Source organism: Candidatus Pelagibacter sp. HIMB1611, from assembly GCF_052047715.1.
GTDB lineage: Bacteria > Pseudomonadota > Alphaproteobacteria > Pelagibacterales > Pelagibacteraceae > Pelagibacter.
The window spans coordinates 994,196-1,007,450 of the sequence record NZ_JBNAJM010000001.1 but is presented as its reverse complement, the minus strand read 5'-3'; the positions used below and the strand labels follow the sequence as shown (position 1 = coordinate 1,007,450).

At 30.3% G+C, this 13,255-nt stretch carries 14 protein-coding genes; 5 read left to right on the top strand and 9 right to left on the bottom strand.

Annotation, left to right across the window (positions count from 1 at the left end):
- Positions 1-62: 62 nt before the first annotated feature.
- Positions 63-944 carry a branched-chain amino acid aminotransferase gene (locus ACTTAS_RS05425; RefSeq protein ID WP_075506379.1) on the top strand — a complete coding sequence of 294 codons (882 nt, stop codon included), beginning with the start codon at positions 63-65 and terminating at the stop codon, positions 942-944.
- Here ACTTAS_RS05425 and pgsA read toward each other — a convergent pair.
- Genes pgsA through uvrB form a run of 5 tightly spaced genes read right to left on the bottom strand, consistent with a single transcriptional unit; the run spans position 941 to position 6,680 of the window.
- Positions 941-1,525 carry a CDP-diacylglycerol--glycerol-3-phosphate 3-phosphatidyltransferase gene (gene pgsA, locus ACTTAS_RS05420; RefSeq protein ID WP_440613807.1) on the bottom strand — a complete coding sequence of 195 codons (585 nt, stop codon included), beginning with the start codon at positions 1,523-1,525 and terminating at the stop codon, positions 941-943. The genes ACTTAS_RS05425 and pgsA overlap by 4 nt on opposite strands.
- A 2-nt stretch (positions 1,526-1,527) precedes the next feature.
- Complete coding sequence (uvrC, locus tag ACTTAS_RS05415; RefSeq protein ID WP_440672689.1) at positions 1,528-3,363, bottom strand: excinuclease ABC subunit UvrC; 1,836 nt, start codon at positions 3,361-3,363, stop codon at positions 1,528-1,530.
- Positions 3,350-3,775 carry a dihydroneopterin aldolase gene (locus ACTTAS_RS05410; RefSeq protein ID WP_440613809.1) on the bottom strand — a complete coding sequence of 142 codons (426 nt, stop codon included), beginning with the start codon at positions 3,773-3,775 and terminating at the stop codon, positions 3,350-3,352. Before ACTTAS_RS05410 ends, uvrC begins: the two co-directional genes overlap by 14 nt.
- The gene (locus tag ACTTAS_RS05405; protein ID WP_440678623.1) at positions 3,772-4,524 is read right to left on the bottom strand and encodes an SDR family oxidoreductase; all 753 of its coding nucleotides are present in this window, start codon (positions 4,522-4,524) and stop codon (positions 3,772-3,774) included. Before ACTTAS_RS05405 ends, ACTTAS_RS05410 begins: the two co-directional genes overlap by 4 nt.
- Complete coding sequence (uvrB, locus tag ACTTAS_RS05400) at positions 4,506-6,680, bottom strand: excinuclease ABC subunit UvrB (RefSeq protein WP_440613811.1); 2,175 nt, start codon at positions 6,678-6,680, stop codon at positions 4,506-4,508. The genes ACTTAS_RS05405 and uvrB overlap by 19 nt, the downstream gene beginning before the upstream one ends.
- A gap of 36 nt (positions 6,681-6,716) precedes the next feature.
- On the opposite strand from uvrB, the gene ACTTAS_RS05395 reads away from it, so the two are divergent.
- A complete protein-coding gene (locus ACTTAS_RS05395; RefSeq protein WP_440678622.1) occupies positions 6,717-7,904 on the top strand; it encodes a pyridoxal phosphate-dependent aminotransferase in 1,188 nt (395 codons plus the stop codon).
- A 3-nt stretch (positions 7,905-7,907) separates the two neighbouring features.
- Entirely contained in the window at positions 7,908-8,561 is a 654-nt protein-coding gene (locus ACTTAS_RS05390) for an NAD(P)H-binding protein (RefSeq protein ID WP_440678621.1), read from the top strand.
- A gap of 2 nt (positions 8,562-8,563) precedes the next feature.
- Here the strand turns inward: ACTTAS_RS05390 and ACTTAS_RS05385 are convergent, their stop codons facing one another.
- Genes ACTTAS_RS05385 through trxB form a run of 3 tightly spaced genes read right to left on the bottom strand, consistent with a single transcriptional unit; the run spans position 8,564 to position 11,254 of the window.
- Positions 8,564-9,196, bottom strand: coding sequence for a hypothetical protein (locus ACTTAS_RS05385; protein WP_440678620.1), 633 nt, complete (start codon positions 9,194-9,196; stop codon positions 8,564-8,566).
- Positions 9,197-9,245: 49 nt separating this feature from the next.
- Complete coding sequence (locus tag ACTTAS_RS05380; protein WP_440678619.1) at positions 9,246-10,268, bottom strand: NAD-dependent epimerase/dehydratase family protein; 1,023 nt, start codon at positions 10,266-10,268, stop codon at positions 9,246-9,248.
- Positions 10,269-10,309: 41 nt separating this feature from the next.
- Positions 10,310-11,254 carry a thioredoxin-disulfide reductase gene (trxB, locus tag ACTTAS_RS05375; RefSeq protein WP_075506369.1) on the bottom strand — a complete coding sequence of 315 codons (945 nt, stop codon included), beginning with the start codon at positions 11,252-11,254 and terminating at the stop codon, positions 10,310-10,312.
- 21 nt (positions 11,255-11,275) lie between these two features.
- Between trxB and ACTTAS_RS05370 the strand changes: the two genes are divergently transcribed.
- Positions 11,276-12,220: a mitochondrial fission ELM1 family protein gene (locus tag ACTTAS_RS05370; RefSeq protein WP_440678618.1), complete on the top strand. Its 945-nt coding sequence runs from the start codon at positions 11,276-11,278 to the stop codon at positions 12,218-12,220.
- Complete coding sequence (locus ACTTAS_RS05365; protein ID WP_440678617.1) at positions 12,220-12,885, top strand: hypothetical protein; 666 nt, start codon at positions 12,220-12,222, stop codon at positions 12,883-12,885. The genes ACTTAS_RS05370 and ACTTAS_RS05365 overlap by 1 nt, the downstream gene beginning before the upstream one ends.
- Here the strand turns inward: ACTTAS_RS05365 and ACTTAS_RS05360 are convergent.
- Complete coding sequence (locus ACTTAS_RS05360) at positions 12,882-13,220, bottom strand: heavy-metal-associated domain-containing protein (protein ID WP_262589738.1); 339 nt, start codon at positions 13,218-13,220, stop codon at positions 12,882-12,884. The two genes, ACTTAS_RS05365 and ACTTAS_RS05360, sit on opposite strands and share 4 nt — an antisense overlap.
- Positions 13,221-13,255 lie beyond the last annotated feature (35 nt).

Sequence of the window (13,255 nt, the reverse complement as noted above, 5' to 3'; positions counted from 1 at the left end):
TTATATTGACATATCAAAGATACAAAGATATTTTTCACTGATATTTTAAAATATTTTCACTAATGATACCGTACGATAAAAGATCTGGAAAAATTTGGTACAACGATGAACTTGTTGATTGGGGAGATGTAAAACTACATGTGTTAAGTCATGGTTTGCATTATGCGAGTTGCGTATTTGAAGGTGAAAGAGTTTATGATGGCTCTATTTTTAAATTAGAGGAACATACCTCAAGATTTTTTCATTCTGCTAGAAGAATGGGTTTCGAAATTCCTTATACTGAAGAGCAAATAAATACTGCTTCAAATAAAATAATTGCAACTCAGAATGTAGAAAACGGATATGTAAGACCAGTAGCTTGGAGAGGCACTGAAATGATGGCTATATCAGCACAACAAACAAAAATTCATGTTGCGATTGCAACTTGGGAGTGGGGATCTTACTTTGATCCAAAACTAAAAGTTGAAGGCATTAAATTAAATATTTCAAACTGGAGAAGACCAGCTCCTAATACTATACCTTGGGATACTAAAGCATCAGGTTTGTATATGATTTGTACATTATCAAAACATGAAGCTGAAAAACAAGGTTACACAGATTCTTTAATGTTGGATCACGAAGGAAATATTGCTGAAGCAACAGGGGCCAATGTATTTTTTAAAGATAAAAATGGAGAAATTCACACACCAATTCCAGATTCATTCTTAGATGGAATTACAAGAAGAACTGTAATTGGAATTGCAAAATCAAAAAATATAAAAGTACATGAAAGAAAAATTAGTCCAACAGAACTTCCTAACTTTGTAGGATGCTTTTTAACAGGAACTGCTGCTGAAGTTACACCTGTATCTTGTATTGCAGAAAATCAATTCAAAGTTTGTGATACCATCATCGATCTTAATGAAAGCTATCAAGCGCTGGTGAGAAAGAAAAAAGCAGCTTAATCTTTGTTATCCTCTGATATTGCGTGATCAATACCCTTTCGTAAATAATCATAACCTGTAAATAAAGTAAGCGCAGCTGATAACCATAAAAGAATAATCCCAATAGTTTGAGCATTATAATTTTCAAAGTTAATTATTTTGTTTCCAGTATCTCCTGAAAGCAGAAGACCAATAGCAACCATCTGTAACACTGTTTTGAGTTTAGCAAGATTTGAAACTGGAAGTTTAATCTGACCTTTTGCTAAAAATTCCCGTAATCCAGAAATTAAAATTTCTCTAGTTAAAATTATTATAGCTGCAATAACCTCATAATTTCTGATTGTTCCATCCATCACCAGTAAAATTAGAGCTGTAGCGACTATAATTTTATCTGCAATTGGATCTAATAGTTCTCCCAATTTAGACTCTTGTCCTAACATTCTGGCTAACATGCCATCTAAAAAATCTGTAAATGAAGCAATTATAAATAAAATTAAAGCAGTTAAATCACCATAAAAACCTGGAAGATAAAATGCTAAAACAAAGAAGGGTACAATTATTATTCTTCCTATTGTCAGAATATTTGGAATTTTTTTTAACATAATTATTCGTGGAAGAAGTTATATATCTTTTTTGCTACTTTTTCTTCAACACCTTCAACAGATTTAATTTCATCTAAACTAGCAGACTCAACAGATCTTGCTGACCCAAAATGGTTTAACAGTGCTCTTTTTCTAATTGCTCCTATACCCTCAATTTGGTCCAGTAAAGATTTGCTAATTCCTTTTTTTCTCTTTGCTCTGTGGGCACTGATTGCAAATCTGTGTGATTCATCTCTTATCCTTTGAAGAAAGAATAGAGTAGGGTCATTTTTTGAGAATTTATATTCTTTTCCATTATGAAAAAATGTTTCATTTCCACTATTACGAAATTTACCCTTTGCTATTGCAATAATTGGAATGTCGTGAAGCCCCAATTCATTTAAACTTTCTCTAGCTACTGAATATTGTCCTTTTCCTCCATCTACTAATACTAAATCAGGAAAAGTGAGATAATTATCTTTTTCTTGAACAGCACGTTTAAATCTTCTGTTTAATACTTCTCTCATCATCCCATAATCATCTTGCTCATTTTTTTTGTGCTTGATATTGAACTTTCGATATCTTTTTTTAATAAATCCCTCATCACCATAAGCAATTAAAGCTCCAACACTATTTGTTCCTTGGATGTGGCTGTTGTCATAAACCTCAATTAAATTTATATTTGTTTCAAGATTGAATTTTTTTGCAACTTCATCAAAAAGTTCTCGATTATTCTGACTTTCATAAAGTTTTCTATTCAAACTGTCTTTTGCATTTTTTATTGCTTGATTAATTACTTTTAGTTTTGAACCTTTTTTAGCAACACTAATGTTAATTTGTTTTCCCTCTTTTTGAGTTAAAGTTTTTTCAATTAAAACTTTTTCCTTTATTTCCTCAGATAAAATTATTGCAGAAGGGACACTTTTATTTTCATAAAATTGTGAAACAAATGAATTTAAAATATCTCCTAATTTTTCATCTGGGTCATGTTTTGGAAAAAAAGCTTGGTTACCCCAATTTTGCTTTGAACGATAAAAAAATACTTGAATACAAGTTTTGCCAGACTCTTTGTATCCAGCAATAACATCTGCCTCTACTAAGTTTGCCTCATTAATTCTTTGAGAAGATTGAATAATATTTAAAGCTTTAATTCTATCTCTTAAAATTACTGCTTTTTCAAAATCTAATTCCTCACTTGCTTTTTCCATTTGACTTGAAAGATTTTTTTGAATTTTCCTTGATTTCCCAGAGACAAACTCAATGGCATCATCAACTGTTTGTTGATAATCATTTTTTTCAACATAACCAACACATGGTCCGGAACATCTTTTTATTTGATAAAGAATACAAGGTCTTTCTCTATTTTTAAAAACAGTATCATCACAAACTCTAAGATGAAAAATTTTTTGGATCATCTTTATAGTCCAGTTAGCTGAACCTGCTGATGCAAAAGGTCCAAAATAAAATCCTTCTTTTGTCTTTTTTCCTCTATGTCTTTTAATTTGCGGCCATTTATCTTTGTTACCAATAAAGATGAATGGAAATGACTTATCATCTCTTAATAAAATATTGAATTTTGGTTTAAATTTTTTAATTAGGTTTGCTTCTAGGAGTAGAGCTTCACTTTCATTTGAAGTAGTTGTTATCTCTAATTTTCTAGTTTGAGATAACATTCTCTCTGTTCTAATTATATGATTTTTTTCAGATACATAACTTTTAAGTCTATTAGGAAGATTTTTTGCTTTTCCCACATAAAGGATTTCATTTTTTTCATTTAGCATCCTGTAAACACCAGGAAGTTTAGGGACTAGCGATAGCTCTTTTTTAATTACTTCTTTTCCTATTTCAGAGCTTATCATGACTTCTTTTTTTGGTAATTTGAATACCAACAGATGAACATTGCTTAAGAATTTCTAATTTCTCAATTTTCAACATTATTTTAGCAATCCTTTGATCTTTAAATAATTCATCAAATACAGCTTCAGCCAATGTTTCAAGAAAGTTGTAATGTTTTTTTTTAACAAGTTTTGTAATTAATTTTACAATTGTTCCATAATTAACAATCGATTTTATATCTTTATCACTTGATGGTTTTTTATCCTCGTAATCAATTTCTAGGCTAAATTTAACTTTTTGAGGCTTTTTCTTTTCAAAGTCATAATAGCCAAGTTTTAAATTTAAAATTAGTTCATTAATTAGAATTTTCTTTTCGTAATTAAAAAGACTTTTGTTTTTATCTATTTTTACAATCTTAAAATTACTTCTTTTCATTCTTTGCCCATTATATCCGGTGTTTGCCAGTTTAAATTTTGACCACTATCTATTGCTAAAACTTGACCTGTAATAGATATATTTTTTATAAAAAAGTCAACAGCATTACAAATTTGTTCAACATCAACTTGTCTTTTTAGTGGGGTTGCTAAATACTGTTTTCTAAAATGTTTTTCAGATTGTCTTTGATTTTTAATTGTTGGGCCGGGCGCTATACCGTTTACTCTAATTTTTGGAGCTAAACTCATAGCACTAGTCTTGGTTAAAGTATAAAGTCCAGTTTTACTAATTGTGTACGAAAAAAAATATGGAGTTAGTTTGAAAACTCTTTGATCAATTATATTAATTATATTGTTGTTTGTTCCTTTAACATTTTTTGCAAATTCTTGTGATAATAATGCAGGTGTTCTTAAATTTGTTCTTAAATGTTGCCCCCAACTGTCTGTTGTGAAGTTTTCTAATTTATCATTTTCAAACAAAGAGGCATTATTAATTAGACAATCAAAATACTTAAGTTTTGATTTTGCATATTTTACTATTTTATTTACATCATTTTCTTTACTTAAATCACCTTTAACCAAGTAAACTTTAGTACCATTATTTGATAGTTCTTTTTTTAACTTCTCAGCTTTTAATTTTGATTTATTGAAATGAATAAGAATTTCTTTATTGGGACCAGATAATTTTTTTGCAATTGCAGCACCAATTCTTGTTGCTCCACCTGTAACAATTATTTTCCGTGCTTCCATTTTTTATCTCTTTTTTTTGTAACTTTTGTTCCAGGCATCCCCATTGTTGATCGACCTTTTGGATAAAGTTTATTTTTTACATCATACTGCCTTATTTTTGGATTTAATGTAATTTCTAATTCACTGCTTTCTAATTTTCTTATTTCATCTCTAATTTTAGCAGCTTCTTCAAATTCAAGATTAGATGCAGCTTCTTTCATCTTTTTATCTAGTGCTTTAAGGTGTTTTTTTAAGTTTCCACCAACATTAGAGCCTTCACTTATTTTTACATAATCCTTTTCATAAACACTCTCTAAAATGTCACTTATTTCTTTTTTAACTGATGTAGCGCTAATTTTATGTTTTTTATTGTAAGCTATTTGAATATTTCTTCTTCTATCAGTTTCAGCAACTGCCTTTTTTATACTTTTGGTTTCTTTATCAGCATACAAAATAACTTTTCCATCTACATTTCTTGCTGCTCTTCCTATTGTTTGAATGAGTGATGTTTCCGATCTTAAAAAACCTTCTTTGTCTGCATCTAATATTCCAACTAATGCACATTCAGGAATATCTAGACCTTCTCTTAATAAGTTTATCCCAACTAAAACATCAAATACACCCATTCTTAAATCTCTCATTATTTCAATTCTCTCCAAAGTATCTATATCTGAGTGAAGGTACCTAACTTTAATTCCATTTTCATGAAGATATTCAGTTAAGTCTTCTGCCATTTTCTTGGTAAGAGTTGTGACTAAAACACGATGATTGTTTTCAATCACTCTTTTGCATTCGTGCATCAAATCATCTACCTGATTTTTTGCAGGTCTAATTTCAACTACAGGATCAATTAGTCCAGTTGGTCTGATAACTTGATCAATAAATTTTCCTTTTGTTTGCTCTAGTTCCCACGGTCCTGGTGTTGCAGATACAAATACAGTTTGAGTTCTCATTAAATCCCACTCTTCAAACTTTAATGGTCTATTATCCATACACGATGGTAGTCTAAAACCATATTCTGCAAGAGTACTTTTTCTTGATCTATCTCCTTTGTACATTCCATTAAGTTGTGGAACAGTTACATGACATTCGTCAACAAATATTAGAGTGTTATCTGGAAAATATTCAAATAGAGTAGGAGGAGGTTCTCCCGGTTTTCTTCCAGATAAAAATCTTGAATAGTTTTCAATTCCTGCACAAGAACCAGTTGCTTCAATCATTTCTAAATCAAACTTAGTTCTTTCTTCTAATCTTTGAGCCTCTAATAATTTATTTTCCGCTCTATGTTTTTTTAAAGTTATTTCTAATTCTTTTTTAATATTAATAACCGCCTGTTCGATTGTAGGCTTAGGAGTTATGTAATGACTATTCGCATAGACTTTTACTAAACTTAGCTCTCTAACTTTATCTCCTGTTAGAGGATCAAATTCTTCTATTTGTTCTAATTTATCTCCAAATAGACAAAGCCTCCAAGCTCTGTCTTCTAGATGGGAGGGAAATATTTCTAAATATTCTCCTCTAGCTCTAAATGTTCCTCTATAAAAATTTTGATCATTTCTTTTATATTGTAGAGCTACTAAAGATTTAATTATTTCTTCTCTGTTGTAATCATAATTTTTTTGAAGAGTTAGCGTCATTTTACTGTACGCCTCAACAGAACCTAATCCATAAATACATGAAACACTTGCTACAATTAAAACATCATCTCTTTCTAAAAGAGATCTAGTTGCTGAGTGTCTCATTCGATCAATCTGCTCATTAATTGATGCCTCTTTTTCTATGTAAGTGTCAGATCTTGGAACGTACGCTTCTGGAGTGTAATAGTCATAATAAGAAACAAAGTATTCAACTGCATTATCTGGGAAAAATGTTTTCATTTCTCCATAAAGTTGTGCTGCTAGCGTTTTGTTTGGAGCAAGTATCAATGCAGGTCTATTAGTGGCCTCGATAACTTTTGCCATTGTAAAAGTTTTTCCAGATCCTGTAACTCCAAGTAATACTTGGTTAAATTGATCTTTATTTGCACCGTTTACTAATTTTTTAATAGCTTCTGGTTGATCACCCGCAGGTTTAAAATCAGATTTAATTTTGAATTTTTTTCCACCCTCGAGTTTTCCACCAATTTTAGGATTTTTACTCTGAATATCTGTAATTAAATCTTGATAAGTATTTTCCATATATTAAACAGCGTATTAGAATTTATTTATATTTCAATGAGCATAATATCAGACAGTTTAAAACGAATTAAACCATCACCAACTATTGCAGTTACCCAAAAAGCAAGAGAACTTAGAGCTGCAGGAAAAGATGTAATTGGACTTGGGGCTGGCGAGCCAGATTTTGATACACCAGATAATATTAAGAAAGCTGCAATTAAAGCGATCAAAAGTGGAGACACAAAATATACAGCAGTAGATGGAACGCCTGCTTTAAAAAAAGCAATTGTAGATAAGTTTAAAAGAGAAAACAAAATTAATTACACTACAGATCAAATCACTGTTGGAACTGGTGGAAAACAAGTTCTTTATAATGCTTTCATGGCAACTTTAAATAAAGGGGATGAAGTAATTATTCCAGCACCTTTCTGGGTTTCTTATCCTGATATGGTTTTATTAGCTGGTGGAAAACCAAAGATAGTTAAGTGCACAGAAGAAGAAGGGTTTAAACTTACCGCAACTAAATTAAAAAAAGCTATCACTAAAAAAACAAAATGGGTGATTTTAAATTCACCTTCCAATCCAACTGGAGCGGGTTATTCAAAAAAAGAAATTGAAGATTTAGCTAAAGTTCTAATTAGAAATAAAAGAGTTCATATTTTGAGTGACGATATATATGAACATATAGCATACGATAATTTTAATTTTTATACGATTGCCCAAAATTCCAAATTAAAAGATAGAACTTTGACTATGAATGGGGTTAGTAAATCGTATGCAATGACAGGTTGGAGAATAGGGTATGCTGCAGGACCAAAAGATATAATTAAAGCAATTGGTAAAATTCAATCTCAATCTACATCAAACCCATCATCAATCAGTCAAGCTGCTGCAGTTGAAGCTTTAAATGGTAATCAAGGTTTTATAAAAAAAAGATCTAAAGCATTCAAAGAAAGAAGAGATTTTGTTGTTAAAAGTTTAAACAGTATTAAAGGTATAAATTGTTTATCACCTAACGGAGCATTTTATGTATTTCCAAGTTGTAAGGGATTGTTAAATAAAAAAACTAAATTGAAAACTGATACTGAGTTTGTTCAAAAACTACTTGAGCAATCTAATGTTGCAGTTGTTCAGGGATCTGCATTTGGTTTAGATGGATACTTTAGAATTTCTTATGCTACTTCAATGCAAAATTTGAAGAAAGCAATGGATAGAATAAAATCCTTTTGTGAAAGCCTTTCTTAATAAGTGAAAACAGCATTACTATTTGGTGCAACTGGATTAGTTGGTGGACACGTTTTAAATCAACTTATTCAGAATAATAATTACTCTAAAATTAAAATATTTGTCCGTTCTTCAATTGAAATAAACAACTCAAAAATTCAAGTAATTCAAACTGATTTTAATAATTTAGAAAAACACAAAGAAGAAATTGAGGGAGATGAATGTTTTTTTTGTATTGGGACAACAAAAAAAAATTCTCCTGATAAAAATGAATATCAAAGAATTGAATTAGATATCCCAAAACAAGTGGCTCAAATTGCAAAATCTAATAATATTAATTCTTATTTTTTTGTGTCTTCAGGATACGCAAACTCTAAAAGTTCAGGAGATTATTTAAAATATAAGGGCTTAGTAGAAGAAGAGATCTTAAGTTTAGGTTTTTCTAAAATAGGAATTATGAGACCCTCATTTATTTTGGGTAACAGAAAAGAGTTTAGATTGGGTGAGAAAATAGGAATAATTATTTTTAAACTCCTAAATCCTTTATTTATTGGACCACTTAGAAAAATGAGATCAATTCATTCGGAAACAATTGCAAAAGCAATGATTAAACTTGCAAACGATAATATTGATCAAAAAATCTTTGAGTCAGATCAAATTTCAGATTTAGTAAAATAAATTTATTTTAAGGTACAATGACTATTTTCTACGATACACCCAACTTTTTCCATTTCTTCGTCAAATATTTTTGGGTGTCTTAAAGCATAAATATTTTTTAAATAATTAATTCCATACCTTTTAAATTTCCCATCCTCTGTAAGTGCGCCAGATTCGTGTCCGTATGAAACCACTGTTTCTAATAAATTTCCTTTTTTGTCATACAGAACTGTTTCTCCATAACAATTACAAAAATAACTTCTGTTCTGTTTAGGCTCAATATCAATGAAAATAGAAGTTCCTCTTATTCCAATCGTACCGTGAGGAATCTCAACATTTAACTCTTCTTGTCTTTTTCCAAAGACTGCATGAACAGAACCTTTGATAACTTTTAACAAGTTCTTTGAGACAAATTGAAGTTTTGTTTCAGGTCTTATCAAATAAAAATCATTTTTAAATTTAATTATTGATTTTTCATCTTTAGTTTCAATTGTAGAATTATTTAAATCTTGAAAATTTAATTCTGCTTCCTTGCCATCAATGAAAAATTTTCCTGATAATATTTTATTAGTTTCGGAGGCAAATGCGAGATTTGGGCTTAATCCCCAAGCAATCATAATTTGACCTACAGTTTTTATAAATTTTCTTCTGTTCATTTAAATAAATTATATACCTGAAATTTAAAGATGAGGTTATACAAAATTTTTATACTAAGCCTAATTTTACCACTGATTTTCCAGCATCAATTAAAGCCCCACTTGCTGGTTTAAATTCAAAACCAATTAAATCTTCAGCATATTTCGTCTCTGGTTTCATCTCTAATTCAAGATCAGGGATCATTGTTTTTGCACTTGAATCTAACATGCTAATAAATTTCACCATAAAATTTGGCAAAGTTTTCTTAGGAAGTTTTTTCGCATACTCTGGTAAAGCTTCTGCTAATATTTTTGATGTCTCAAGTAATGTTTTAACTTCTTTTCCAATGATTAATCTTCTGCCACTAACTTTTGAATTTCCTAAGCAAGCTACATGAGATTTTGCAACATCTTTAACATCAGATATTAGTATTCCCCATTTAGGTGTTGCTGGAAACTTACCTTTTAAAAATTGTCTTACATATTCAATTGAGGTCCCGCCTTTGGTATCTAAAGCATCTCCAAATACTCCACCAGGATTTATACAAGTAAGTTTATTTTTAATACCTTTACTTTCCATTAATTCCCAAGCTGCCTTTTCAGCAACTGTTTTGGATAGAAAATAATCATTAACTCCTTCAACCCAATTTTCATCAGTCCAATCATTTTCACTAAATGAATAAGGATTTGATCTATTTGGCTTTCTAAACATTGCTGCTATTGAAGATGTAACTACAAATTGCTCTGCATTTGCTTTGATACCAGCGTTTAAAACTCTTAAAGTTCCATCTTTTGCAACTGGTATTAAATTTTCTCTATTTTTTGAAACTTTCATCGGAAAGGGGGAAGCCATATGAATTATATATTTGCATCCTTTTGCAGCTTCTTCCCAACCTTCATCATTTAAAAGATCAAGTTTTATAAAAGATAACTTATCTATCGATGTATATTTACCAATTGTCTCTTTAGTCTGAGAAATTACGTCATCACTTCTAACTGTTCCTAAAACTTCATAGCCTGAATTTAATAATTCTATAGCAGTATGTTTAGCAATCCATCCACTTATTCCAGTTAATAATACTTTATCAGTCATAACACCTCTCCCTTTAATCAATTAGTAATTGTAACCTCAAATTAATGAGATAAGAATTTTTCAGCTTCTAATGCAGCCATACAACCCATACCAGCTGCTGTAACTGCTTGTCGAAAAGTTTTATCTTTAACATCACCTGCAGCATAAACTCCAGGAATATTTGTTTCTGTAGAATCTGGTTTTGTAATTAAGTAACCTTCTTTATCCATTTCTAATTGATCTTTGAAAAGCTGAGTTGCTGGATCGTGACCAATAGCAATAAACAATCCATCTAATTTTACTTCCTCTGTTTTTTCAGTTTTCAAATTTTTAATTTTTATACCTTTAACATTTTTGGGTTCACTATCACCCAAGACATCCTCAACAACAGAGTCCCAAACTATTTCAATTTTTTTATTTTCCATCAATTTTTTTTGCAGCATTTTTTCAGCTCTCAAACTATCTCGTCTATGAATTAATTTTACTTTTGATGCAAATTTTGTAAGAAACATTGCCTCTTCTACTGCAGCATTACCACCCCCAACTACAGCAACTTCTTTATCTTTAAAAAAGAAACCATCGCATGTAGCACATGCTGAAACTCCAAATCCTCTAAATTCTTGTTCAGATTTAATGTTTAACCATCTTGCTTGTGCACCAGTTGAAATAATTATGCTATCTGCTGTATATTTTTGACCACTATCTCCAACAGCCTCAAACGGTGTAGATTTTAAATTCACTGATCCGATATGGTCTTCTATCATTTCTGTTCCAACAGCTTTTGCTTGATCTCTCATTTGATCCATTAGCCATGGTCCTTGAATTACTTCTGCAAACCCTGGAAAATTTTCCACATCAGTTGTAGTTGTTAATTGACCGCCCGGTTGAGCACCATGAACAAGGATAGGATTTAACATTGCTCGTGCAGCATAAACAGCTGCTGTGTATCCGGCAGGACCAGATCCAATTATTAACACTTTTGTGTGTTTAGTTGGATTTTGACTCATATGAAAGCTATATAGTGATTAATGTCTAAATTAAAAGGTTTATTATTAACTCAAGGGATGCACGGAATGATTAGTCAGGTCGAGGGACTTGCTAAAGCACTTGATATTGATTTTACTCACCACAAGGTTGAACTAAAAAGTATTTGGAAACTTGTTCCACCTAAATTTACTCCAATTTCTCAAAGTGTTTATAAAAAGATTGAAGATAATGATTTTGATTTAATAATCTCATGTGGAAGAAAGAGTGTAATTCCATCTATTCACTTAAAAAGTATTTCTAAAAAAAAAATATTTAATATTCATATCCAAGATCCAAAAATAGATTTTAATCATTTCGATTTTATTGTTGCCCCAGAACATGATGGAATTAATGGAGATAATGTTATTAGCACAAAGGGAGCTATTCATTATCTCTCGGAGAAAGAAATTGAGGAAAATAAAGATTATTTAAAATCTTTTATCAAACAAGATCAGAGAGAAATTTGGTGCTTAATAATGGGAGGCCCGACAAAATATTACGATTATTCAACTAAAAATATGAAACATATTTTCTCAATGTTTTATAAATTAATGAAGAAACATGATTTTCAATTAGTTGTAATCCCATCAATGAGAACCCCAATAAATACAATTCATTATGCAAAAGAGTTTTTTGGAGAAAAACATACAGTGATTATGAATGTTGATAAAAAAGCATATTTATCTGCATTAGCTATATCTGAAAATATAGTTGTTACATGTGACTCGAGTTCAATGATTTCTGAGGCTGCTTTGACAGGGAAACCAATTTATGTTGCTAATATTTTACCAAAAAAGAATGACAAAAGATTCCAAAGATTTAGAAACTTATTTAGAGAACTAAATATCACTAGAAACTTAGGTGAGGAAATTGAAAATTGGAACTATGAAAAACTAGATGAAACGAATAGAGTAGCAAAAATTATTAAAGAAAAAATTCAATCTTAATGTCATTCTTAAATTCCATAAAAAATAATTCAAAAAAATATGAAACACCATTTGACCATTGGGAATATAGCAATGCTCTATCTGACGGTGCAATTGAAGAGATTATTAAAGCAGATATTCCAAATTTAAGTGAGCATAATTTGAATTATGACGGGACAAGAGCAATTGATGGAGGAGCAGCAGAATTTAGAGAGGGTATTTCCTCTGGTGGTAAAGCAATAAAATTTAGATGCTTTGTAACAAAAGAAAATAGTTCACAATTTCCAAATCTTGTAAAATTTATTAACGAGCTACAATCAAAAGAAACACATGAAACAATATCTAAAATGATCAATAAAGATTTATCTAACTCATATGTAAGAGTAGAAGTAATTTGTGATAGAGAAGGATTTTGGCTAAAACCACACTGTGATATTAAAGAAAAATTAATGTCAGGATTAATTTTTGTAAATAAAACTAACGAGTCTGAAGATTTGGGGACAGATTTTTACAATGAAAAATTAGAGAAAGTTAAAACATTACCCTACAGAAATAACTACGGTTATCTTTTTACCAGCGGACCAAATACTTGGCATGGTATGGAAAAAAAGAGCATTATTAAAGAAAGACGATGTTTACAAGTAAATTATGTGACTTTCGAAACTGACTGGAAAGTAAATAATTAAAATTTATTTAATGAAATTAATCCAGATTTTGGATCAATAATTTTTTCATTTAAGGTAGCAACTTTACCAACAGCAAAACCAGCATTCTCAATTACCTTTTTAAAGTCCTCTTCAGAAAAATTTGGAGTATTTTCAAAGTTAATAAAAGCAACTCCTTCTGGCCATGAAACTTCAACATTACCTTCACCTGTTGCAGCTTTAAGTTCTTTTTCAACTTTTGCTTGGCATGCCATACATACCATTCCATCCACAACTCCAATCATAGCAACTTCTGCTTTGACTATGTTTTGAAAAAATATTAATGATGTAAATAAAACTAGTAAGATTTTTTTCATAAATCTTTTATAAACTATTTTTTTTAATTTAATAT